The 22,451-nt window shown below is 58.1% G+C and carries 17 protein-coding genes and 2 tRNA genes; 14 read left to right on the plus strand and 5 right to left on the minus strand.

From position 1 onward, the window contains the following. Window positions 1-4 precede the first annotated feature (4 nt). The 14 genes from folP (at window position 5) to AACY30_RS25455 (ending at window position 13,487) form a co-directional block, all read left to right on the plus strand. Window positions 5-856, plus strand: coding sequence for a dihydropteroate synthase (folP, locus tag AACY30_RS25390; protein ID WP_339541308.1), 852 nt, complete (start codon window positions 5-7; stop codon window positions 854-856). A gap of 16 nt (window positions 857-872) precedes the next feature. Beyond that, complete coding sequence (glmM, locus tag AACY30_RS25395) at window positions 873-2,210, plus strand: phosphoglucosamine mutase (protein ID WP_339420293.1); 1,338 nt, start codon at window positions 873-875, stop codon at window positions 2,208-2,210. Window positions 2,211-2,276: 66 nt separating this feature from the next. Continuing rightward, window positions 2,277-3,032 (plus strand): triose-phosphate isomerase, encoded by a 756-nt coding sequence (gene tpiA / locus AACY30_RS25400; RefSeq protein WP_003194193.1) that lies wholly within the window; start codon window positions 2,277-2,279, stop codon window positions 3,030-3,032. Window positions 3,033-3,036: 4 nt separating this feature from the next. Continuing rightward, window positions 3,037-3,420 carry a preprotein translocase subunit SecG gene (gene secG, locus AACY30_RS25405; protein WP_003235031.1) on the plus strand — a complete coding sequence of 128 codons (384 nt, stop codon included), beginning with the start codon at window positions 3,037-3,039 and terminating at the stop codon, window positions 3,418-3,420. 21 nt (window positions 3,421-3,441) lie between these two features. Further along, window positions 3,442-3,527: transfer RNA gene (locus AACY30_RS25410), tRNA-Leu, on the plus strand. Window positions 3,528-3,623: 96 nt separating this feature from the next. Beyond that, window positions 3,624-3,700, plus strand: a tRNA-Met gene (locus tag AACY30_RS25415). A gap of 140 nt (window positions 3,701-3,840) precedes the next feature. Beyond that, on the plus strand, window positions 3,841-4,299 hold the full coding sequence (gene rimP, locus AACY30_RS25420) for a ribosome maturation factor RimP (RefSeq protein WP_049713475.1): 459 nt from the start codon (window positions 3,841-3,843) through the stop codon (window positions 4,297-4,299). A gap of 47 nt (window positions 4,300-4,346) precedes the next feature. After that, a complete protein-coding gene (gene nusA / locus AACY30_RS25425; RefSeq protein ID WP_049711491.1) occupies window positions 4,347-5,828 on the plus strand; it encodes a transcription termination factor NusA in 1,482 nt (493 codons plus the stop codon). 27 nt (window positions 5,829-5,855) lie between these two features. Continuing rightward, window positions 5,856-8,366 (plus strand): translation initiation factor IF-2, encoded by a 2,511-nt coding sequence (gene infB / locus AACY30_RS25430; RefSeq protein WP_339471739.1) that lies wholly within the window; start codon window positions 5,856-5,858, stop codon window positions 8,364-8,366. Window positions 8,367-8,525: 159 nt separating this feature from the next. Then, entirely contained in the window at window positions 8,526-8,921 is a 396-nt protein-coding gene (gene rbfA / locus AACY30_RS25435; RefSeq protein WP_065875288.1) for a 30S ribosome-binding factor RbfA, read from the plus strand. A 3-nt stretch (window positions 8,922-8,924) separates the two neighbouring features. Then, window positions 8,925-9,842, plus strand: coding sequence for a tRNA pseudouridine(55) synthase TruB (gene truB, locus AACY30_RS25440; protein ID WP_016976825.1), 918 nt, complete (start codon window positions 8,925-8,927; stop codon window positions 9,840-9,842). Between the two features lie 159 nt (window positions 9,843-10,001). After that, entirely contained in the window at window positions 10,002-10,271 is a 270-nt protein-coding gene (gene rpsO, locus AACY30_RS25445) for a 30S ribosomal protein S15 (protein ID WP_003176135.1), read from the plus strand. 194 nt (window positions 10,272-10,465) lie between these two features. Then, entirely contained in the window at window positions 10,466-12,571 is a 2,106-nt protein-coding gene (pnp, locus tag AACY30_RS25450; protein ID WP_049711495.1) for a polyribonucleotide nucleotidyltransferase, read from the plus strand. A gap of 295 nt (window positions 12,572-12,866) precedes the next feature. Further along, the gene (locus tag AACY30_RS25455) at window positions 12,867-13,487 is read left to right on the plus strand and encodes a BON domain-containing protein (RefSeq protein WP_339471741.1); all 621 of its coding nucleotides are present in this window, start codon (window positions 12,867-12,869) and stop codon (window positions 13,485-13,487) included. Between the two features lie 233 nt (window positions 13,488-13,720). On the opposite strand, the gene AACY30_RS25460 is transcribed toward AACY30_RS25455, so the two are convergent. From AACY30_RS25460 to pgi, 5 genes are all read right to left on the minus strand, one after another. Continuing rightward, window positions 13,721-16,651: a DUF748 domain-containing protein gene (locus tag AACY30_RS25460; protein WP_339541309.1), complete on the minus strand. Its 2,931-nt coding sequence runs from the start codon at window positions 16,649-16,651 to the stop codon at window positions 13,721-13,723. Window positions 16,652-16,738: 87 nt separating this feature from the next. Next, window positions 16,739-17,755, minus strand: coding sequence for a class I SAM-dependent rRNA methyltransferase (locus tag AACY30_RS25465; RefSeq protein ID WP_339541310.1), 1,017 nt, complete (start codon window positions 17,753-17,755; stop codon window positions 16,739-16,741). 57 nt (window positions 17,756-17,812) lie between these two features. Then, window positions 17,813-18,682, minus strand: a complete 870-nt coding sequence (locus tag AACY30_RS25470) for an oxygenase MpaB family protein (RefSeq protein ID WP_339471743.1) — start codon at window positions 18,680-18,682, stop codon at window positions 17,813-17,815. A 16-nt stretch (window positions 18,683-18,698) separates the two neighbouring features. Next, the gene (gene acs, locus AACY30_RS25475; protein WP_339471745.1) at window positions 18,699-20,636 is read right to left on the minus strand and encodes an acetate--CoA ligase; all 1,938 of its coding nucleotides are present in this window, start codon (window positions 20,634-20,636) and stop codon (window positions 18,699-18,701) included. Window positions 20,637-20,741: 105 nt separating this feature from the next. Beyond that, window positions 20,742-22,406, minus strand: a complete 1,665-nt coding sequence (gene pgi / locus AACY30_RS25480) for a glucose-6-phosphate isomerase (RefSeq protein WP_339420303.1) — start codon at window positions 22,404-22,406, stop codon at window positions 20,742-20,744. Window positions 22,407-22,451 lie beyond the last annotated feature (45 nt).

The raw sequence follows: 22,451 nt of genomic DNA on the forward strand, positions 1-22,451 counted from the left end.
TGAAATGACTTCTGCGTTGTCCTCCACCCGGTTGCCTTGCGGCAGCCGGGTTCTTGATTTGGCCCATACACATGTGATGGGCATTCTTAATGTAACCCCCGACTCTTTTTCCGATGGTGGCCGCTTCAGCCAGCTTGATGCCGCGCTGCGTCATGCCGAGGCAATGGTGGCGGCGGGGGCGACCCTTATTGATGTCGGCGGTGAGTCGACTCGCCCTGGTGCTCGCGTAGTTTCTCCCCTGGAGGAGCTGGAGAGGGTGGCGCCGATAGTTGAGCGTATCTCCCGAGAATTGGATGTGATCATTTCGGTTGATACGTCGACCCCCGCCGTGATGCGCGAGACTGCGCGCCTGGGAGCCGGGCTGATCAACGATGTGCGCGCTCTTCAGCGAGATGGCGCGCTGGATGCGGCCGCGGCTACCGGTTTGCCGGTGTGCCTGATGCATATGCTGGGTGAGCCCGGCAACATGCAGGACAACCCTCACTATGATGATCTTGTTGGTGAAGTGAGTGGTTTTCTCGCTGAGCGGATTGCTCAATGCGCTGCCGTAGGGATTGCGGCTGAAAAGATCATCCTCGATCCCGGCTTCGGCTTCGCCAAGACCCTGCAACACAATTTAAGCCTTTTCAAGCATATGGAATCCCTGCACGCACTTGGTCGGCCGCTGTTGGTCGGTGTTTCGCGCAAGAGCATGATCGGGCTGGCGCTGAATCGTCCGGTGGGTGAGCGGCTGTACGGTGGTCTTGCACTGGCAGCGCTCGCGGTAACGAAGGGCGCACGCATCTTGCGTGTGCACGATGTCGCCCAGACTGTGGATGTGGTGCGTATGATTGCTGCGGTAGAATCAGCCGAATAAGAATGATGGAGCACTTATGACTAAAAAATACTTTGGCACCGACGGTATCCGTGGTCGGGTCGGCGAATTTCCAATTACCCCTGACTTCATGCTCAAGCTGGGTTGGGCGGCGGGTATGGCGTTCCGCAGTATGGGCGCGTGCCGCATCTTGGTCGGCAAGGACACCCGTATTTCGGGTTACATGTTTGAGTCCGCACTGGAAGCGGGCCTGTCCGCCGCGGGTGCCGATGTGATGCTGCTGGGGCCTATGCCGACGCCGGCGATCGCCTACCTGACGCGTACCTTTCACGCTGAAGCCGGTATCGTGATCAGTGCCTCGCACAACCCCCATGATGATAACGGTATCAAGTTCTTCTCGGGCCAAGGCACCAAGCTCCCGGACGAGATCGAGTTGATGATTGAAGAGCTGCTGGATGCGCCGATGACGGTGGTTGATTCCAGCAAGCTGGGCAAGGTGTCGCGAATCAATGACGCGTCTGGCCGCTATATCGAATTCTGCAAGAGCAGTGTGCCGAGCAGTACCAGTTTCGCCGGCCTCAAAATTGTGGTCGACTGCGCTCATGGTGCTACCTACAAAGTAGCGCCCAGCGTATTCAAGGAGTTGGGCGCGGACGTGACGGTGCTGTCGGCTCAGCCGAACGGCTTGAACATCAATGATAACTGCGGCTCCACTCACATGGGGCAGTTGCAGGCGGCCGTCCTTGCCGAGCATGCAGACTTGGGTATTGCCTTCGATGGTGATGGCGACCGCGTTCTGATGGTGGATCACACCGGCGCCATTGTGGATGGTGATGATCTGTTGTTCATCATTGCACGCGACCTGCATGAGCGTAACAAGCTGCAAGGCGGCGTTGTCGGCACGCTGATGAGTAATCTGGGGCTTGAGCTGGCCTTGGCAGACCTGGGTATCCCATTCGTGCGTGCCAATGTCGGTGACCGCTATGTGATCGCCGAACTGCTTGAGCGCAACTGGCTAGTGGGTGGCGAGAATTCCGGGCACGTTGTCTGCTTCCAGCACACCACCACAGGCGATGCGATTATTGCTGCGCTGCAGGTGCTGCTGTCATTGCGTCGTCGCGAAGAGAGCCTCGCCCAGGCGCGTCAGGCGCTGCGTAAATGTCCACAAGTGCTGGTCAATGTGCGTTTTGCCGGTGGCGAAAATCCGATCGATCACCCTGCTGTCAAGGAGGCGTGCGAGCGCGCGACCCTGGCAATGGCGGGGCGTGGCCGTGTGTTATTGCGCAAGTCCGGCACAGAGCCTCTGGTGCGCGTCATGGTCGAAGGTGACGACGAAACACAGGTTCGCGGCCATGCCGAAGACCTGGCAAAACTGGTAACTGAAGTTTGCGCCTGAATTCGGCTTGCCAGTGATGATGTGGTTGGGTAACATCTGCGCCCACTTTGACCGACGAGGTACAGCATGCGTCGCACTATGGTAGCTGGTAACTGGAAGATGCACGGTACCCGCGCCAGTGTCGCTGAGCTGATCAATGGCCTTCGTCATCTGGCCTTGCCTAGCGGTGTTGACGTTGCGGTTTTCCCACCTTGCCTGCATATCAACCAAGTGGTTGATGGCTTGAAAGGTAAGTCGATCCAGGTCGGCGCGCAGAATTCTGCGGTGGAGCCGATGCAAGGTGCGTTGACCGGTGAGATTTCGCCGAGTCAGTTGGTCGATGCGGGTTGTTCCTATGTGCTTGTTGGGCACTCCGAGCGCCGCCAGATGATGGGCGAGCGTGATGGGACACTCAATCGCAAGTTCGCCGCAGCACAGGCTTGTGGCTTGATTCCAGTGTTGTGCATAGGGGAAACCCTGGAGCAGCGTGAATCGGGCAAGACTCTTGAAGTTGTCTCGCGTCAGCTAGGCAGTATCATCGAGGAGCTGGGTGTTGGTGCGTTTGCAAAAGCAGTAATTGCTTATGAACCAGTCTGGGCTATTGGTACCGGACTGACTGCTACACCGCAACAGGCGCAGGATGTGCACGCAGCCATCCGCGCGCAGTTGGCGGCAGAGAATTCTGAAGTCGCACAAGGTGTGCGTCTTCTATACGGCGGCAGCGTGAAGGCGGCCAATGCGGTCGAACTGTTCGGCATGCCGGATATCGATGGGGGGCTCATTGGTGGAGCTTCCCTGAATGCAGATGAGTTCGGTGCGATCTGTCGCGCCGCGGGAAACTGAAAAAATGCTGGAAACAGTCGTAGTCGTTTTTCATCTGTTGGCTGCCCTGGGCGTAGTTGCCCTGGTTTTGCTGCAACAGGGTAAAGGTGCGGATGCTGGTGCGTCTTTCGGTGCAGGTGCTTCAAATACTGTGTTCGGAAGCCAAGGTTCCTCTACCTTTCTTAGTAAGTTTACTGCTATACTTGCCGCCGGTTTCTTCATAACCAGCTTGGGGTTAGGTTACTTTGCTAAAGAGAAAGCTCATGTGCTGACTCAAGCAGGTTTGCCAAACCCAGCAGTGTTGGAAGTACCAAAAGCAAAACCGGCTTCTGATGATGTCCCGGTGCTTCAAGAGCAAAAGTCGGCTACTCCAGCGACTGACGTGCCTCCAGCTCAAGAGCAGAAGTAAGAAGGTTGTAAACGCTGTATTGCCGAGGTGGTGGAATTGGTAGACACGCAACCTTGAGGTGGTTGTGCCCATAGGGTGTAGGGGTTCGAGTCCCCTTCTCGGTACCAATTATCAGGAAAGCCCGCTGTTGCGGGCTTTCTTGTAGGTGGAAGGTTACATTGACCCTGTAAGGGATCAGTCGTATACTTCCGCCCCAGCTTTGTCGCGGGGTGGAGCAGTCTGGTAGCTCGTCGGGCTCATAACCCGAAGGTCGTCGGTTCAAATCCGGCCCCCGCAACCAGTTTTAGCGGAGCCCCTTTTAAGGGGCTTTTTGTTAGCTGGACACTTTCAACGCCGCTGTTCGACGGCGTTTCAAGGATGGGCGTTTCGCCCATTTTTTTATTTTGCACAGCATGCACATACATGCACGAGGGGGTTCAGGTGTCGAGCAAGCTAGAAGAGTTGCAGGCCTTGCTGGCCCCGGTGGTCGTGGCCCTAGGCTATGAATGCTGGGGTATTGAGTTTTCGGCTCAAGGTCGCCACTCAATGTTGCGCGTTTATATCGATAAAGAGGGCGGCGTGCTGGTGGACGATTGTGCCATTGTCAGCCGTCAGATCAGCGGTGTGCTGGATGTTGAAGATCCAATTGCTGTTGAATACACCCTCGAAGTTTCCTCGCCAGGCATGGAACGCCCACTGTTCACTATTGATCAGTTTGCAAAATTTGCCGGTGAACAAGTGAAGATCAAGCTGCGATCCCCGTTCGAAGGGCGACGCAATTTTCAGGGCCTTCTGCGCGGTGTAGAAGAGCAGGACGTTGTGGTGCAAGTGGAAGACCATGAGTTCCTGTTGCCGATCGATATGATCGACAAGGCCAACATTATTCCCAGTTTTGGCTGAGACGCGGATCCCGCGGATCCAATGGCTTGCGAAAGGCGAGGCGTACGATGAGCAAAGAAGTACTGCTGGTTGTTGAGTCGGTATCCAATGAAAAGGGCGTACCGGCAAACGTGATTTTTGAAGCGCTGGAGCTGGCCCTGGCCACTGCTACCAAAAAGCGTTTTGAAGACGAAGTAGATCTGCGTGTGGAAATCAACCGCCACACCGGTGCCTATGAGACTTTCCGTCGCTGGACGGTCGTCGAAGAAGCCGATCTTGATGATCCGGCCATCGAAACCTGGCCGAGCAAGGTTGCCGAAACGCACCCTGGCGCCAATGTCGGTGATGTCGTAGAAGAAAAGATCGAATCGATCGAGTTCGGCCGTATTGCTGCACAGACCGCCAAGCAGGTCATCGTGCAGAAGGTTCGCGAAGCCGAGCGAGCTCAAGTCGTTGACGCTTATCGCGAGCGCCTGGGTGAAATCATCTCCGGTACCGTGAAAAAAGTCACCCGCGACAACGTGATCGTTGACCTGGGCAACAACGCTGAAGCGTTGCTGGCCCGTGAAGACATCATCTCTCGCGAAACCTTCCGTGTCGGCGTGCGTCTGCGTGCGCTGCTCAAGGAAATCCGCACCGAGAACCGCGGCCCTCAGTTGATCCTGTCGCGTACCGCGCCGGAAATGCTGATCGAGCTGTTCCGTATCGAGGTGCCGGAAATTGCCGAAGGCCTGATCGAAGTCATGGCTGCGTCCCGCGACCCGGGTTCGCGCGCCAAGATCGCGGTCCGTTCCAAGGACAAGCGTATTGATCCGCAAGGTGCTTGCATTGGTATGCGCGGTTCGCGCGTCCAGGCAGTGTCTGGCGAGCTGGGCGGTGAGCGTGTGGATATCGTGCTGTGGGACGATAACCCGGCTCAGTTCGTGATCAACGCGATGTCGCCGGCTGAAGTGGCGGCAATTATCGTTGACGAGGATGCCCATGCAATGGACATCGCCGTTGGCGCAGACAACCTGGCTCAGGCCATTGGTCGTGGTGGTCAGAACGTGCGTCTGGCCAGCCAACTGACCGGTTGGACCCTGAATGTGATGACCGAATCGGACATCCAGGCTAAGCAGCAAGCAGAAACCGGTGACATCCTGCGCAACTTTATCGAAGAGCTCGAAGTCGATGAAGACCTGGCACAGGTGCTGGTAGATGAAGGCTTCACCAGCCTGGAAGAGATTGCCTACGTACCGTTGGAAGAAATGCTCAACATCGACGGCTTTGACGAAGACACCGTCAACGAGCTTCGCGCTCGGGCCAAGGATCGTTTGTTGACTAAAGCCATCGCTACTGAGGAAAAGCTGGCAGACGCCCATCCGGCCGAAGACCTGCTCTCGCTTGAGGGTATGGACAAGGATTTGGCGATGGAACTGGCGGTGCGCGGCGTAATTACCCGCGAAGACCTGGCCGAGCAGTCTATTGACGATCTGCTCGACATCGACGGCATTGACGAAGATCGTGCCGGCAAGTTGATCATGGCCGCCCGAGCCCATTGGTTCGAGTAACTAGGCGCGGCCTGAGGAGAGAAGTGCATGACGCAAGTCACGGTGAAACAACTGGCCGATGAGGTCAAAACACCGGTAGAGCGCCTGTTGCAGCAGATGCGTGAGGCAGGTCTGCCGCACACCGCCGCCGATGAAGGTGTGAGCGATAGTGAGAAGCAGTCTTTGCTGACTCACTTGAAGAGCAGCCACAAGGCGAAAGTGGAAGAACCGCGCAAGATTACATTGCAGCGCAAAACCACCAGCACACTGCGTGTTGCGGGTAGCAAGAGCATCAGCGTTGAAGTACGTAAGAAGAAAGTCTTCGTACAACGCAGCCCGGAAGAAATCGAAGCCGAGCGCAAACGCGATCTGGAAGAACGTCGCGCAGTAGAAAATGCTGCTCGTCAGAAGGCTGAAGAAGAAGCCAAGCGTCGCACCGAAGAAGAAGCGCGTCGCCAGCCTGCGACTACTGAATCGGTCTCCGCGCCTAGCGCGCCAGTAGAAGCTGTGCGTGAGGCCGCTCCGGTTGCCGCGGCACCAGCACCTGCTGCTGATGCCCGCAAGCGCGAAGAACCTCGCCGTCCGGACAAACCACGTGCTGACGATAGCAATCGTCGCGGCGGCGGCGGTGATGGCGAGCGCAAAAATGCTCCGCATCGTGCCTCGGTCAAAGAGAAAGCGCCTGCGCCACGCGTTGCCCCACGTACTACCGACGAAGAAAGCGATAGCTTCCGTCGTGGTGGTCGCGGCAAGGCCAAGCTGAAAAAACGCAACGCCCACGGTTTCCAGAGCCCAACCGGCCCTGTCGTGCGTGATGTGCAGATCGGCGAGACCATCTCTGTTGGCGATCTCGCCAATCAGATGTCGGTCAAGGCTGCTGAAATCATCAAGTTCATGTTCAAACTGGGCACCCCAGCGACCATCAACCAGGTGCTTGATCAGGAAACTGCTCAGCTGGTAGCCGAAGAACTGGGCCACAAAGTGACCCTGGTCAGCGACACCGCCTTGGAAGACTCCCTGGCCGAGTCCCTGAAGTTTGAAGGTGAGACGTTCTCCCGTGCACCAGTTGTGACCGTAATGGGCCACGTTGACCATGGTAAAACTTCCCTGCTCGACTATATCCGTCGTGCCAAGGTAGCTGCTGGCGAAGCCGGTGGTATCACCCAGCACATCGGTGCGTACCACGTTGAAACCGAACGCGGCATGGTCACCTTCCTCGACACCCCAGGTCACGCCGCGTTTACCGCAATGCGTGCCCGTGGTGCCAAGGCAACTGATATCGTGATCCTGGTAGTTGCAGCGGACGACGGCGTGATGCCGCAGACCATTGAAGCTGTCCAGCACGCCAAGGCTGCGGGTGTTCCACTGGTTGTTGCAGTGAACAAAATCGACAAGCCGGGCGCCGATCTCGATCGCATCCGTAGCGAACTGTCGGTTCACGGCGTGACTTCCGAAGAGTGGGGCGGTGATACGCCGTTCGTTTCGGTCTCGGCTAAAGTCGGTACTGGTGTAGACGAACTGCTCGAGGCAGTCCTGCTGCAAGCCGAAGTACTCGAACTGAAAGCAACGCCATCGGCTCCAGGTCGCGGTGTTGTGGTTGAATCGCGTCTCGACAAAGGTCGTGGTCCGGTGGCAACTGTTCTGGTTCAAGACGGTACCCTGCGCCAAGGCGACATGGTGCTGGTCGGTTCGAACTATGGTCGTGTACGTGCCATGCTCGACGAGAACGGCAAGCCAATCAAAGAAGCCGGTCCTTCCATCCCTGTCGAGATCCTCGGCCTGGACGGTACTCCGGACGCTGGCGACGAGATGAGCGTGCTGTCTGACGAGAAGAAAGCCCGTGAAGTGGCTCTGTTCCGTCAAGGCAAGTTCCGCGAAGTCAAACTGGCTCGTGCTCATGCCGGCAAGCTGGAAAACATCTTCGAAAACATGGGCCAGGCAGAGAAGAAGACGCTCAACATCGTCCTCAAATCTGACGTCCGTGGTTCTCTCGAAGCGTTGAACGGCGCCTTGAACGGCCTGGGTAACGACGAAGTGCAAGTGCGTGTTGTCGGTGGCGGTGTCGGTGGTATCACCGAGTCCGACGCCAACCTGGCACTGGCTTCCAACGCTGTACTGTTCGGTTTCAACGTGCGTGCCGATGCTGGCGCTCGCAAGATCGTCGAGCAGGAAGGCCTGGACATGCGTTACTACAACGTCATCTACGACATCATCGAAGACGTCAAGAAAGCCCTCACCGGCATGCTTGGCAGCGATGTCCGGGAGAACATCCTGGGTGTGGCCGAGGTGCGTGATGTGTTCCGCTCGCCGAAATTCGGCGCGATCGCCGGTTGCATGGTTATCGAAGGTGTTGTGCACCGTAACCGTCCAATCCGTGTACTGCGTGAAGACATCGTTATCTTTGAAGGCGAGCTGGAATCCCTGCGCCGCTTCAAGGATGACGCTTCCGAAGTGCGTGCCGGCATGGAATGCGGTATCGGCGTCAAGAGCTACAACGACGTTAAGCCTGGCGACAAGATCGAAGTCTACGAGAAGGTCCAGGTTGCTCGCAGCCTCTAACTCGCGCACTTCAGGAGCCACACGGCGTGTGGGCATGCAAATGCCTCGCGCTGTGTCCGGACTCTAAACGCAACGCCCGGTCTGGCTTTTGTCAGGCCGGGCGTTTGCCGCTTTCAGACCCCACGGGTTTCACCGTGTGGCAGTAACAGGTAACAAGACATGGCAAAAGAATACAGCCGTACCCAGCGTATCGGCGATCAGATGCAGCGTGAGCTGGCACAACTGATCCGTCGCGAAGTCAAAGACCCCCGCGTTGGCCTGGTCACCATCACCGCCGTTGAAGTGAGCCGTGACGTGGGTCACGCCAAGATCTTTATCACCGTGATGGGGCAGGACAACAGCGAAGAAATTGCACAAAGCATCAAGGTGCTCAACTCGGCAGCGGGTTTCCTGCGCATGCAGTTGGCCCGTGAGATGAAGCTGCGCAGCGTTCCTCAGTTGCACTTCCACTACGACGAAAGTGTCGTGCGTGGTGCGCACCTGTCGGCTCTGATCGAGCGCGCCGTGGCTGAAGACAGCCAGCGCCCGTCCACACCTGAAGACGCCAAGGAGTAAGCGGTGGCTCAGGTCAAACGTATACGTCGCAACGTCAGCGGCATCATTCTGCTCGACAAACCCATTGGCTTTACCTCCAATGCCGCGTTGCAGAAGGTCCGCTGGCTGCTCAATGCCGAGAAGGCCGGGCACACCGGCAGCCTCGACCCCTTGGCCACTGGCGTGTTGCCGCTGTGCTTTGGCGAGGCGACCAAGTTCTCGCAATACCTGCTCGATTCCGACAAGGGTTATGAAACCCTGATGCAACTGGGCAAGACCACCACCACGGCCGACGCCGAAGGTGATGTTTTGCAGGTTCGCGACGTGACCGTTGGTCGTGCTGATATCGAAGCTGCTTTACCCGGTTTTCGTGGGCAAATCAGTCAGATACCGCCGATGTACTCGGCGCTCAAGCGCGATGGGCAGCCTCTTTACAAGCTGGCACGTGCGGGCGAAGTAGTGGAGCGCGAACCGCGTTCTGTTACTATTGCGCGCTTGGAATTGCTCGCCTGTGAAGGCGACACCGCCCGCTTGGCCGTGGACTGCAGCAAAGGCACCTATATCCGTACCCTGGTGGAAGATATTGGTGAAAAGCTCGGTTGCGGTGCGTACGTTGCAGAACTGCGACGCACCCAGGCCGGTCCTTTCAGCCTGGCCCAGACGGTCACGCTGGAAGAGTTGGAAGCGGTACATGCCGAAGGTGGCAACGAAGCGGTTGATCGCTTCCTGATGCCTTCAGACAGCGGCTTGCTGGATTGGCCGTTGCTGCACTTCTCGGAGCACAGCGCGTTCTACTGGCTCAACGGCCAACCGGTGCGTGCCCCGGATGCCCCGAAGTTCGGTATGGTGCGGGTACAGGATCATAACGGTCGCTTTATCGGTATCGGTGAAGTGAGCGAAGACGGGCGCATCGCGCCGCGTCGACTGATTCGGTCAGAATGACCGGAACCAGTTTGTGGTAAAAGCGCAGTAGCTTTTACGCAAACTGGAACGAGTGTGGCTGTTAACAGGCACGGTCAACACTCATTTTTAGATACAGGGATTTATCCCTGGCCTGTTGAAACTGCCCTTTGGGTGGTTTCCTGAAAAAAGGATTGCCTCATGGCTCTCGACGTTCAAGAAAAAGCACAAATCGTAGCTGACTATCAGCAAGCTGTTGGTGACACTGGTTCGCCAGAAGTGCAAGTTGCACTGCTGACCCACAACATCAACAAGCTGCAAGGTCACTTCAAGGCCAACGGCAAAGACCACCACTCCCGTCGTGGTCTGATCCGCATGGTAAACCAGCGCCGTAAGCTGCTGGACTACCTGAAAGGCAAGGATCTGGGTCGCTATCAGGCTCTGATCGGTCGCCTGGGTCTGCGTCGCTAATAAGCGATTGCGCTAGAGGTTGGTTGTCTGCCGTGTGTCAGTGGGATTCCCGCTGGCCCATGGCAGGCTCCCAGCCTCAAGTTTTATCTGGATACACGTTTTACCCTGGACGAGGGTCGGGCCGATTCCCGACATTGCCCAAGAATTTCGCAAGAAGACACGTTCCCCAAGAGCCACAAAGAAGGTAGGACACCGTGAACCCGGTTATCAAAAAATTCCAGTTCGGTCAGTCGACCGTTACTCTCGAGACAGGCCGTATCGCCCGTCAAGCCTCCGGCGCAGTGCTGGTTACCGTTGACGACGACGTTACCGTTCTGGTGACCGTTGTTGGCGCCAAGACCGCTGACCCGAGCAAAGGCTTCTTCCCTCTTTCCGTTCACTACCAGGAAAAGACTTACGCTGCCGGTAAGATCCCTGGCGGTTTCTTCAAGCGTGAAGGCCGTCCTTCCGAGAAAGAAACCCTGACTTCCCGACTGATCGACCGTCCGATCCGTCCGCTGTTCCCAGAAGGCTTCATGAACGAAGTGCAGGTTGTCTGCACCGTCGTTTCCACCAGCAAGAAGACCGATCCGGACATCGCTGCGATGATCGGTACCTCGGCTGCCCTGGCTATTTCCGGTATTCCTTTCGATGGCCCGATCGGCGCTGCCCGCGTTGCCTTCCACGAAAGCACCGGTTACCTGCTGAACCCGACTTACGAGCAACAGAAAGCTTCGAGCCTGGACATGGTCGTAGCCGGTACCTCGGAAGCCGTGTTGATGGTTGAATCGGAAGCCAAAGAGCTGACCGAAGACCAGATGCTGGGCGCCGTGCTGTTTGCTCACGACGAGTTCCAGGTTGTGATCAACGCTGTTAAAGAATTGGCTGCCGAAGCTGCCAAACCAACCTGGACTTGGGCTCCACAGCCTGAAGCCACCGCACTGCTGGGCGCTATCCGTGCCGAATTCGGCGACGCGATCTCCCAGGCCTACGCCATCACCGTCAAGGCCGACCGTTACGCTCGCCTGGGTGAGTTGAAGGATCAGGTTGTTGCCAAGCTGTCCGGTGAAGAAGGCCAGCCTTCTTCCAGCGAAGTCAAAGCTGCCTTCGGTGAAATCGAATACCGCACCGTTCGCGAAAACATCGTTAACGGCAAGCCACGTATCGACGGTCGCGACACCCGCACTGTACGTCCGCTGAACATTGAAGTCGGCGTTCTGCCGAAGACTCACGGTTCGGCCCTGTTCACCCGTGGTGAAACCCAGGCTCTGGTCGTTGCAACACTGGGCACCGCCCGTGACGCACAACTGCTGGACACCCTGGAAGGCGAGAAAAAAGACCCGTTCATGCTGCACTACAACTTCCCTCCGTTCTCGGTAGGTGAGTGTGGTCGCATGGGCGGCGCTGGTCGTCGCGAAATCGGTCACGGTCGTCTGGCGCGTCGTTCGATCGCCGCCATGCTGCCGGCTGCGGACGTGTTCCCGTACACCATCCGTGTTGTGTCGGAAATCACTGAGTCCAACGGTTCCAGCTCCATGGCTTCGGTCTGCGGTGCTTCCCTGGCGCTGATGGACGCGGGTGTGCCGATGAAGGCACCGGTTGCCGGTATCGCCATGGGCCTGGTTAAAGAAGGCGAGAAGTTCGCCATCCTGACCGACATCCTGGGTGACGAAGACCACCTGGGCGACATGGACTTCAAAGTGGCCGGTACCGCCAAAGGTGTTACCGCGCTGCAGATGGACATCAAGATCAAGGGCATCACCGAAGAAATCATGGAAATCGCTCTGGGCCAAGCCCTGGAAGCGCGCCTGAACATCCTCGGCCAGATGAACCAGATCATTGGTCAGTCCCGTACCGAACTGTCGGAAAATGCTCCGACCATGATCGCGATGAAAATCGACACCGACAAAATCCGTGATGTTATCGGTAAAGGTGGCGCGACCATTCGTGCGATCTGCGAAGAGACCAAGGCTTCGATCGACATCGAAGACGACGGCTCGATCAAGATCTTCGGCGAAACCAAGGAAGCTGCAGAAGCGGCGCGTCAGCGCGTTCTGGGCATCACCGCGGAAGCCGAGATCGGCAAGATCTACGTCGGTAAGGTTGAGCGCATCGTCGACTTCGGCGCATTCGTCAACATCCTGCCGGGCAAAGACGGTCTGGTTCACATCTCCATGCTGAGCGACGCTCGCGTTGAGAAAGTGACCGACATTCTGAAAGAAGGCCAGGAAGTGGAAGTACTGGTACTGGACGTGGACAACCGCGGCCGTATCAAGCTCTCCATCAAGGACGTAGCAGCAGCCAAGGCTTCGGGCGTTTAATTACCCCACGCTGTAGGCTGAAAAAAAGGACTCTTCGGAGTCCTTTTTTTATGCCTATAAGAAAATCTCTAGAAATCAGTCGCTTAGTTATACCTAAAACCCGCAACTTGCATGCAGGCAAGTTCCTCTTCATGCAAGTTGCACGATTTCGAAGAAAGAAGATTTTATTAAGCTATTGATTTATAAGGATTTAATTGGCGAGCGTGAGTTGGCACAGTGCCTGCAACAACCCTGTTAGCGCTGCAGCATCAAGGTTCACACACTGCAGTCTTTTAATAAAACAGGAGTTACTCGTATGAAGAAGTTCGCTCTCGCTACTGCTACCGCTCTGACCCTGGCCATGGGTGCTAACGTGGCCTTTGCCCAGACTTCCCAAGCGCCAATGACCCTGGCTGCTGGTGAAGTGACCAAGGCTAAAGAAGCCACCTCGGACACTTGGATCACTACCAAAGTCAAAGCTGACCTGCTGACTGAAAAAGGCATCCCGGGCTCGGATATTGAGGTTGAAACCAACAAAGGCGTGGTTTCCCTGTCTTCCGAAGTCGCTGTCTCGGACGCTCAGAAAGCCACTGCTGTGGCGATCACCAAGAAAATCAAAGGTGTGACTGCGGTTTCTGCTGATGGCCTGATGGCTGGCGGTGCAACTAAAGCCGATAACATGGACAAAACCAAGGCCGCTGCTGCTGACGCCAAAGGCGCTACCTCGGATACTTGGATCACCACCAAAGTGAAAGCTGACTTGGTAACCGAGAAAGGCATTCCTGGCACCGACATCAAAGTCGAAACCAACAAAGGCGTGGTTTCCCTGTCGTCCTCTACTGCCGTGACTGAGTCGCAGAAGGCCACTGCCGTGGCAATCACCAAAAAAATCAAAGGCGTTAAAGCTGTATCGGCTGATGGCCTGAAAGCAGAGTAACGCTCCAGAATTCGCCTGAACTAAACGTCGGCGGCGGCGAGTGAGCTAGATATACACTCAACGCACCTCCACCAGTTCATGCGACCGACCACACGGATGTGGTCATTACAGGCCCCGGCACTTGTGTCGGGGCCTGTTCTATTCTGGCTCGGAATACGTTTTGTAGGCTTATGAAGATCAAATGTGGGAGCGAGCAAGCCCGCTTCCCCATTCAGGTGTGCGTAGAGGTCGGGTCACTCAGCATCCAGATGCATCGGTGTCACCACTCGACCATCTTTCTCTGCCTGCCCCAGGTTGGCATCGATGAAGTACACCCGGTCATCTTCCAACTGTCCTTTGTCTACCAGGTAATCCTTGATAGTGCTTGCGCGGTCTTGGCCCAACTGGCGCAGCAACACATCACTGCCACTCCAGAATTTGATAACGCCGTCCTTCAGCTTGGCGGTACGTTCATCGCGGCTGAGGTCTTTCCACTCCGCCGGCGGCTGCTGTTTCAGACGGGTGCGGTAGATGCCTTCCAGCAACGGTGCTTTTTCACTTTCCGGTACTTCCAGCAAGGAAGCCTGGGCCGGAACCTTGTCACCACGGCGTTGCAGCATCTTGTAGTAGTTGTATTGGTATTCGCGTTCCAGGCGCTGCGCGGCGAGGAACGGCCCGTCGCTGCTGGCAGCGGCCGTGCCTTCGATTTCCAGGCGCAGCGCAGGGCGCTCTTTAAGCGCCTTGGCCAGCGTGTTCAAGGCGCCCTCGGCGTCTTTGTTCAGCTCGCTGGAACCCGGGCCGAACGAGACATTACCGAGGTCTTCCGAGCCCCCACCGGTCACCAGCCCACCGATGAACTTGAAGGGCGCCGTCGCCGCGCGGGCCACGAGATTGCGCAGGGTCTGCCAAACGATCGGCATTACGCTGAATTGGGGATTGTTCAAATCGCCCGTCACTGGCAACTCGATGGTGATTTTGCCGTTAGTGTCTTTGAGTAGCGCAATCGCCAGGCGAATCGGCAAGTCCACCGCATCAGTGCTGTCGACCTTCTCGCCCAGTTGCAATTGTTCGACGACCACTTTGTTTTCGGCCTTCAATTGGCCCTTGGTGATCACGTAGTGCAGGTCAAGGTTGAGTCGGCCCTTGCGGATACGGAAGCCGGCGAACTTGCCGGAGTAGGGCGTCAGGTTAGTCAGTTCGACGCGCTTGAAGCTGGTGGCGATGTCCAGCGCCGCCATTGGATCAAACGGGTTCACGCTGCCTTTGATGGTGACGGGCGCGTAACGGTCCACCTTACCCTTGATGTCGACGCTGGCCGGTTTGGCCTGTCGGCTGTCGATAGTGCCGATTTGTCCGTTGAGTTGTTGAATCGCCGTGGCGAAGTTAGGTGTGAGGCTGAAGTCGGCAAAGTTGGCGGAGCCGTCGTTGATCGCAATCTGGCCGATACGAATGCCCAGGGGCTTATCTTTGCTGGCCGGTTTGGCCGCTGACTTAGCACCACTGTCGGCCGGCTGTGGAATCAGCAGGTCGTCGATGTTGGTGGTGCGGTCATCATTGATCATGAAGCGCGCATACGGTTGCTGCAGGTTGACCTTGTCGATCGACAGGCTGTCGCCGTGCTGATAGTTCACGCCTTCGAGTACCAGGCGCTGCCATTTGAGGAAGTCGCGCGTTTTAAGGGTGTCCAGGGTGTGCAGTTGGTCGACCTGCGCCCGACCGGTGACCTGCAACTTCAGAGGGGCGGTGCCTTTCAGGTTCACATCGAGATTGCTGCTGAGCATACCGCTACGCAGTTCCAGGCGGATGAACGGACTGATGTAGGACTGGGCGACCCGCAGGTCGATGTCTTGGGTATTTACCTTCAGCTTGGCGCTGACTGGGTCGAGGTTGACCTCTCCGGTCGCCTGGATTTTGCCTTGTTTGCCCAGCCCCGTGTCGAGCTTCAAGGTGAACGGGTTCTGGTTGAGGCTATCGAAGTTCTGCACATCGACGTTCAACGGGCCCAGTTCCAGCGCAACCGCCGGCTTGGCCTGACGGTCGGCCAGGTGCACTTGATAGTTGCGTAGTTGCACATCCTTGAGCAGGACCTGCCACGGTTTGCTCGGCGCCGCAGGTTCGGCTTTTGGCGAGTCGGCAGTGGCCGGAGCGCTGACAGGCTCCGGCGCCTTGGCGGGTTTACTGGGTTGACTGGCGAACAGTTTCTGCCAGTCCAGTTGCCCATCGGCCTCAAGGGCCGCCCAGGTTTCCAGCTTGTTGCTGCGGATCTTACCGACGATTACCTGCTGCTTGGCCAGGTCCACCGTGGACTCGCTGACGTCCAAGCGCTCCAGGCGCACCAACGGGCGGCCGTCCGGTGCTTTGATGGCAAATGGCGCGATGCTGGCGGCGGTGTTGGTCAGGTTCAGTTCAGTCTCTTTGGCCAGGCTGAACGTGTATTCGGTGCTGAAGTTGAGCACACCGTCTTCCAGCACCAGGGGCAAGGCGTCACGTACATAGGGCCACCAGGCTTTCATCTTGCCATCGGTGACCTTCAGCGTACCTTCGGAGGTAATCGGCACCAGGCTGAAACTACCTTTCCAATCGATTCTCCCACCGTCAGGCCCCGCCGCGACCAGCGTCATGTCGGCATTATCTTCAGGCAGGGTGCTGAGGTTTTTCAGCTCGAAGTCGAGTGAGTCGTATAGAAATTCGATAGGTTCGCTGGGGCGTAAGTCTTGAAAGTGCACATAGCCGCTCGACAATTTGATGCCATCGACACGCAACGGGAAAGGCTTGGCATCCGGATCGGCCGGGGCGGGCTCGCTGGCGGGCAGCTTGAACAACTGCGCCAGATTCAACTTGCCGGACTTGTCGAACAGCAACTCGGTCTTGGGCTTGTCCAATTGCACATCAGCCAGGTGCAGGGCTCGGGTCCATAGACTGTCGATTTGCAGGTTGGCGTAGAGGCGTTCGAACCCCACTTGTTCATTGCCAGGCTCGCCTATTTTGAGCCCCCATGCCGTCACTTCCAGGCTGAACGGGTTGAGCTCTATTCGCTCGATCCGCGCTGGCACCGTCGCGTAATTGGCCAGTTGCTGGTTGGCAATGCGAAGCGCGATACCGGGGAGAATCAAAAAGCCCAGCAAGCTGTAAAGGGCAAGGGCGGTCAACAAAGCGCCAGCGGCGCGAATCAATCCTTTGGGCATGGGGCGGCGCCATCTATATCAAACAAGAGTGCCTTGGAGTATGGCACGGGTTTTCGGTTCCGAAGCGCAGGGCCTTTGGGAAACGCCTTACAGTTGGAGTATCAGGGTTTTCAGCGGGGGCTGTTGATCCTGTGAGGGAAAGTCCGCACCGGGCGTCATGATTGTCCAGTCGCGCACCGGGCGCCCGGCCTTTTGCGCACAACGCAGCACCTGTTCGCGCCAATCCTCCATGCTGACCTTTGCCAGGTTGTTGCAGCAGATCAGCACGCCGTTGTCTGCGGTGGCAAGCAATGCGGGTTTGAGCAGGCTTTGATAGTCGCGCAGCAGGTCGACGGTGCCGAACGCGCTCTTGGCCCAGGCCGGAGGGTCCAGCAATACCAAGTCGTATTGACGTTGCTCCAGGCGCGGATAGCTTGGCAGTTTCTGCCCGCGACGCTGGGTGATCGGCAGGCCCGCCAGTTGGCGGATCGCCGGGAAGTAGTCGGATTGCACGAAGTGCAGGGTCGGCAATTGTGGGTTCAGCAGGCTATTTTCGCGCCCGACTGCGAGGTTGCCCTCGGCGAAGTCCAGGTTACATACCTCGCGGGCACCACCGGCGGCCGCGCTCAGGCCGACGCCGCAGGTATAGGCGAACAGGTTCAGCACGCTTTTACCGGCGCTGTGCTCCTTGACCCAGCCCCGGGTGTTGCGCAGGTCGAGGAACAGCAGTGGATCCTGCCCAGCATGCCGCCCGCGTACGCGGTAATTGAGCCCCCACTCGTGACCCACCAGGTCTTCCAGTGCAGCAGGTTCGGCACGATACACCGTGTCTTCGCGGTCAACGCGCGAATTGCCACGGGAACGGTCGTTGTAGACCAGTAGCAATTCCAGGCCCAAGTACTGGTTGATCTGTTGATGCAGGTCCAGCAGGTCTGCCGTTTCCAGGGACTGGTGAAAGCTCTGCACCAGCAGTTGAGGGCCGTAGCGGTCGATGGTCAGGCCGCCAGCGCCTTCCTGGCTGCCGTGGAACAGCCGGTAGCAGTCGGTGTCTTGGGCGTGCAGTTCGCTGATCAGGTCTTGGCGATGATCGAGGGCGGCGCGCAGCGCCTGATTCAAGGAAGACATGGAGCGCGCCTTGCTGGGGAAATGAGGGCGCGAAGTTTAACAGTTATGCGCCGTCGCCTACATCAACCCCATCCGCCGATGGGCCCGTTGCACCGAACCATTGCGCATCGCCCAACGCAGCATCGGCGCACTGCGTTTGACCCCGGCACGGATCATCTGGCGTTGCAGCGGACTCTGGTGCTGACCGAGCATGGCGCTGGCCCAGTCAGGCAGCAGGTCGATCCCGGCTCGCATCATCAAGGCGCCAAAGGGCTTGGCAAGGGTACTGGGGGAGGGCGCATTCAGCAGCAGGCGCAACACTTCCCGGCTGCGGTCATCGCACAGCAACTGCGGACGTATGCGTGCCAGATAATCCGACACTTCCTGCCGGGAATGCGGAACACCCTGCGCGCCCAGACGCTCGGCCACCAAGGCAATTTCACTGTAGTAACGGTCCTGGTCTCGACCTGAAAGGTGCGGGTTGCGGTAGCGAAGGTGGGCGGCCAAGAAGTTACTGACCTCCGCGACATGCACCCAAGTCAGCAGCTCCGGGTCGCTGGCCGCATAAGGTCGCCCGTCCGGCGCATGGCCGACCACCTGCAGGTGAATGGTGCGGACTTTCTCGATCAGCCATTCGGCATCTTTTCGCGCGCCAAAGGTGGTGCCCGAGATGAACTGCGAGGTACGCCGCAACCGCCCGAGCATGTCCTGGCGAAAATTAGAATGGTCCCACACACCCGCCAGGGCCAGTGGGTGCAAAGCTTGCAGCATCAAGGCACTGATGCCGCCGATAAGCATACTGCTGAAATCGCCATGTACTTGCCAACTCACCGAGTCGGGCCCGAACAGGCCTGGGTCGCCCTTGGGGTTTTCCAGGTCCAACTGGCCCAGCGACAAGCCGGTCAGGCTCATCAGCTGGTTTTCGATACGGCTGCGGATAAATTCCATGGCGACTTGGGGCTTCCTATCGGTTCAGGCGTTTGTCGATCAAACTCTCTACGACGCTCGGGTCGGCCAGGGTCGAGGTATCACCGAGGCTGTCGAGTTCGTTGCAGGCGATCTTGCGCAAAATCCTGCGCATGATCTTGCCGGAACGGGTTTTCGGCAAGGCCGGGGCCCATTGGATCAGTTCCGGCTTGGCAAAGCTGCCGATTTCCTTGCTGACCAACGCCAGCAGGTGCTCTTTCAGCGCGTCGTCGGGTTCCACCCCATTCATGGGCGTGACAAACGCATAGACGCCCTGGCCTTTGACGTCGTGGGGGTAACCCACCACGGCGGCTTCGGCCACCAAGTCATGCAGGACCAGCGCGCTCTCCACCTCGGCGGTGCCGATACGGTGGCCGGACACGTTGATCACATCGTCAATGCGGCCAGTGATCCAATAATCGCCGTCTTCGTCGCGTCGCGCGCCGTCGCCGGTGAAGTAGTAACCGGGGTAGGGTTTGAAATAGGTGTCGATCATGCGCTGCGGATCGCCGTACACACTGCGGATCTGCCCGGGCCAGCTGGCTTTGATCGCCAGCACACCGCTGCCGGCGCCGCTGAATTCCTTGCCTTGCTCGTCAAGCAATACGGGTTGTACGCCGAACATCGGCTGGGTGGCACAACCGGGTTTGATCCGCTGGGCGCTGACCAGTGGGCTGAGCATGATGCCGCCGGTCTCGGTTTGCCACCAGGTATCCACAATCGGGCAGCGCTGTTCGCCCACCGCGTTGAAGTACCAGTCCCAGGCTTCCGGGTTGATCGGTTCGCCGACGCTGCCCAGCAAGCGCAGGCTGGCGCGGGACGTGTTCTCCAGCGGGCCGTGGCCTTCGCGCATCAACGCGCGCAAGGCAGTGGGCGCGGTGTAGAAGATGTTGACCTTGTGCTTGTCGATGACCTGCCAGAAGCGCGAGCTGTCCGGGTAGCTTGGTACGCCTTCGAATATCAGCGAGGTCGCGCCATTGGCCAGCGGGCCGTACACGATGTAACTGTGACCGGTGACCCAGCCCACATCGGCTGTGCACCAGAACACTTCGCCGTCGCGGTAGTCGAGCACGTATTTGAAGGTCATCGCCGCTTGCAGCAGGTAACCGCCCGTGGTGTGCAGGACGCCCTTGGGTTTACCGGTGCTGCCGGAGGTGTAGAGGATGAACAGCGGGTCTTCGGCGTCCATCGGCTCGGGCGGGCAGTCGTCGCTTGCGGCATCCAGAGCCTGTTGATACTTGAGGTCGCGGGCTTCGGTCCAGTTAACGGTCGCACCCGTGCGTTCCACCACCAGCACCGTACTGACGTTCGGGCAGTTGGTCAGGGCTTTGTCGACATTCTGTTTCAGCGCCACTGGCTTACCGCCGCGCACGCCTTCGTCAGCGGTGATCACGGTGCGGCAGTCTGCGTCGAGAATACGGTCGCGCAGGGCGTCCGGCGAGAAGCCACCAAACACCACGGAATGCACCGCGCCAATCCGCGTGCAGGCGAGCATGGCGTAGGCTGCTTCCGGGATCATCGGCATGTAGATGCACACCCGGTCGCCTTTCTTCACGCCGCGGCTTTTCAGCACATTGGCCAGGCGGCTGACGTTCTGGTGCAGTTGGCGGTACGTGATTTTGGAAGAATTTGTCGGATCATCGCCTTCCCAGATGAAGGCCGGCTGATCGGCGCGTTGCGCCAGGTGGCGGTCGATGCAGTTGTAGCTGACGTTCAATTGGCCGCCGGCAAACCATTGCGCAGCACCGGTCTTGATGTCTGAGCGTTGAACGGTGTGCCAAGGGGTTATCCAGTCGAGAAAGCCTTTGGCCTGTTCAGCCCAGAACGTGTCCGGTTGATCGATGGATTGGCGATAGAGGCGTTGATAGTCCTCTTGATTGAGTTGCGCAGCCCGGCGGACGGCATCGGCGGTGGGGAACGTGCTGATATCGAACATGAGCGATCCTTATTCTTGTTTTAGCCACAAGTCATAAAGATGCACCCTGCAGGGGGAGGGTTCAAGGCCAACCTCCAAATGGACGTTGGCCCTGCAATACCTGAATCAGCCGCGGTGACGACCACGGAAGTAGTTGATCAGGCCCTGAGTCGACGCATCGTCAGCCAGGGTTTCCTCGGCACCGGTCAGGCGGTTGTAGACGCCCTTGCCCAGCTCTTTGCCAAGTTCCACGCCCCATTGGTCGAAGGCGTTGATACCCCAGATCACGCTCTGCACGAACACTTTGTGCTCATACATGGCAACCAGCGCGCCCAAGCGACGCGGGCTGATACGCTCGACCACAAGGGTGTTGCTCGGACGGTTGCCCGGGATCACCTTGTGCGGCGCAAGTTTCTGCACTTCTTCTTCCGAGATGCCCTTGTCGCGCAACTCGGCTTCGGCTTCGCTGCGGGTCTTGCCGAGCATCAGCGCCTGGCTCTGGGACAAGCAGTTGGCATACAGCCACTGATGGTGGTCGGACACCGGGTTGAAGCTGACGATTGGCACGATGAAGTCGGCCGGGATCAGTTGGGTCCCTTGGTGCAGCAACTGGTGGTAAGCATGCTGACCGTTGCAGCCCACGCCGCCCCAGATCACCGGGCCGGTATCGGTAGACACTGGCGTGCCGTCCTGCCGCACGCTTTTGCCGTTTGATTCCATGTCCAACTGCTGCAAGTGTTTGGTGATGTTACGCAGGTAGTGGTCGTACGGCAGGATCGCATGGCTTTGCGCACCCCAGAAGTTGCCATACCACACGCCCAGTAAGCCCAGCAGCACCGGCATGTTGGCTTCGAATGGCGCGTTCTGGAAATGCTGGTCCATGGTGTAGGCACCGGACAGCAGTTCCTTGAAGTTGGACATGCCGATGGCCAAGGCGATGGGCAAACCGATGGCTGACCACAGCGAGTAACGGCCGCCGACCCAGTCCCACATCGGGAAGATGTTCTCTTCGCGGATACCGAAAGCCACGGCGGCCGCGTTGTTGCTCGACACGGCGATGAAGTGGCGATACAGCTCGGCTTCCGAGCCACCCTGGGCCAGGTACCAGGCGCGGGCGGCCTGGGCGTTTTTCAGGGTTTCCAGGGTGTTGAAGGATTTCGACGAGACGATAAACAGGGTGGTCTCGGCGCGCAGCTTCATGGTTAGCTCGTGGAACTCGCTGCCGTCAATGTTTGCCAGGTAATGGCAGCGCACGCCTTTATGCGCGTAGGACAACAGCGCCTCGGAAACCAGCTCCGGGCCGAGGAACGAGCCGCCGATACCGATGTTCACTACGTCGGTGATCGGCTTCTCGGTGTAGCCACGCCACAAACCGTCGTGGATGCGGCCGACCAGGTCAGTGATCTGGTTCAGCACCTTGTGCACGTCCGGCATGATGTTCACGCCGTTGACCGACAGCTTGTCACCCACTGGGCGGCGCAAGGCGGTGTGCAGGGCAGGGCGGCCTTCGGAGGAGTTGACTGGCTCGCCTGCGTACAGCGCATCGATCGCGCCTTTGAGATTCACTTCCTTTGCCAGGGCCACCAGCAGGTCGCGGGTTTCGCTGGTGATCAGATTTTTCGAGTAATCGAGGAAAAGTCCGCAGCTGCTCAAGGTGAACTGGGAAAAGCGCTGAGGATCGGCATTGAACGCTTCGCGCATGCTGAAATCCTGCATGGCTTGGCGGTGTTGATTGAGCGCTTGCCAGGCGGGCAGAGCGGTAACGTCATGAGGAGTGCGGTAGTACGCCATCGCTGCGGGTTTCCTTTTATTACGGGGACTGCCTTTAGGACACTT

Source organism: Pseudomonas sp. RA_5y_Pfl1_P24 (assembly GCF_963970945.1).
Lineage (GTDB): Bacteria > Pseudomonadota > Gammaproteobacteria > Pseudomonadales > Pseudomonadaceae > Aquipseudomonas > Aquipseudomonas tritici.

Coding starts and splice junctions, on each gene's coding strand:
- folP (WP_339541308.1), top strand. CDS start 5: ATGACTTCTGCGTTGTCCTCCACCCGGTTGCCTTGCGGCAGCCGGGTT.
- glmM (WP_339420293.1), top strand. CDS start 873: ATGACTAAAAAATACTTTGGCACCGACGGTATCCGTGGTCGGGTCGGC.
- tpiA (WP_003194193.1), top strand. CDS start 2,277: ATGCGTCGCACTATGGTAGCTGGTAACTGGAAGATGCACGGTACCCGC.
- secG (WP_003235031.1), top strand. CDS start 3,037: ATGCTGGAAACAGTCGTAGTCGTTTTTCATCTGTTGGCTGCCCTGGGC.
- nusA (WP_049711491.1), top strand. CDS start 4,347: ATGAGCAAAGAAGTACTGCTGGTTGTTGAGTCGGTATCCAATGAAAAG.
- infB (WP_339471739.1), top strand. CDS start 5,856: ATGACGCAAGTCACGGTGAAACAACTGGCCGATGAGGTCAAAACACCG.
- rbfA (WP_065875288.1), top strand. CDS start 8,526: ATGGCAAAAGAATACAGCCGTACCCAGCGTATCGGCGATCAGATGCAG.
- rpsO (WP_003176135.1), top strand. CDS start 10,002: ATGGCTCTCGACGTTCAAGAAAAAGCACAAATCGTAGCTGACTATCAG.
- AACY30_RS25455 (WP_339471741.1), top strand. CDS start 12,867: ATGAAGAAGTTCGCTCTCGCTACTGCTACCGCTCTGACCCTGGCCATG.
- AACY30_RS25460 (WP_339541309.1), bottom strand. CDS start 16,651: ATGCCCAAAGGATTGATTCGCGCCGCTGGCGCTTTGTTGACCGCCCTT.
- AACY30_RS25465 (WP_339541310.1), bottom strand. CDS start 17,755: ATGTCTTCCTTGAATCAGGCGCTGCGCGCCGCCCTCGATCATCGCCAA.
- AACY30_RS25470 (WP_339471743.1), bottom strand. CDS start 18,682: ATGGAATTTATCCGCAGCCGTATCGAAAACCAGCTGATGAGCCTGACC.
- acs (WP_339471745.1), bottom strand. CDS start 20,636: ATGTTCGATATCAGCACGTTCCCCACCGCCGATGCCGTCCGCCGGGCT.
- pgi (WP_339420303.1), bottom strand. CDS start 22,406: ATGGCGTACTACCGCACTCCTCATGACGTTACCGCTCTGCCCGCCTGG.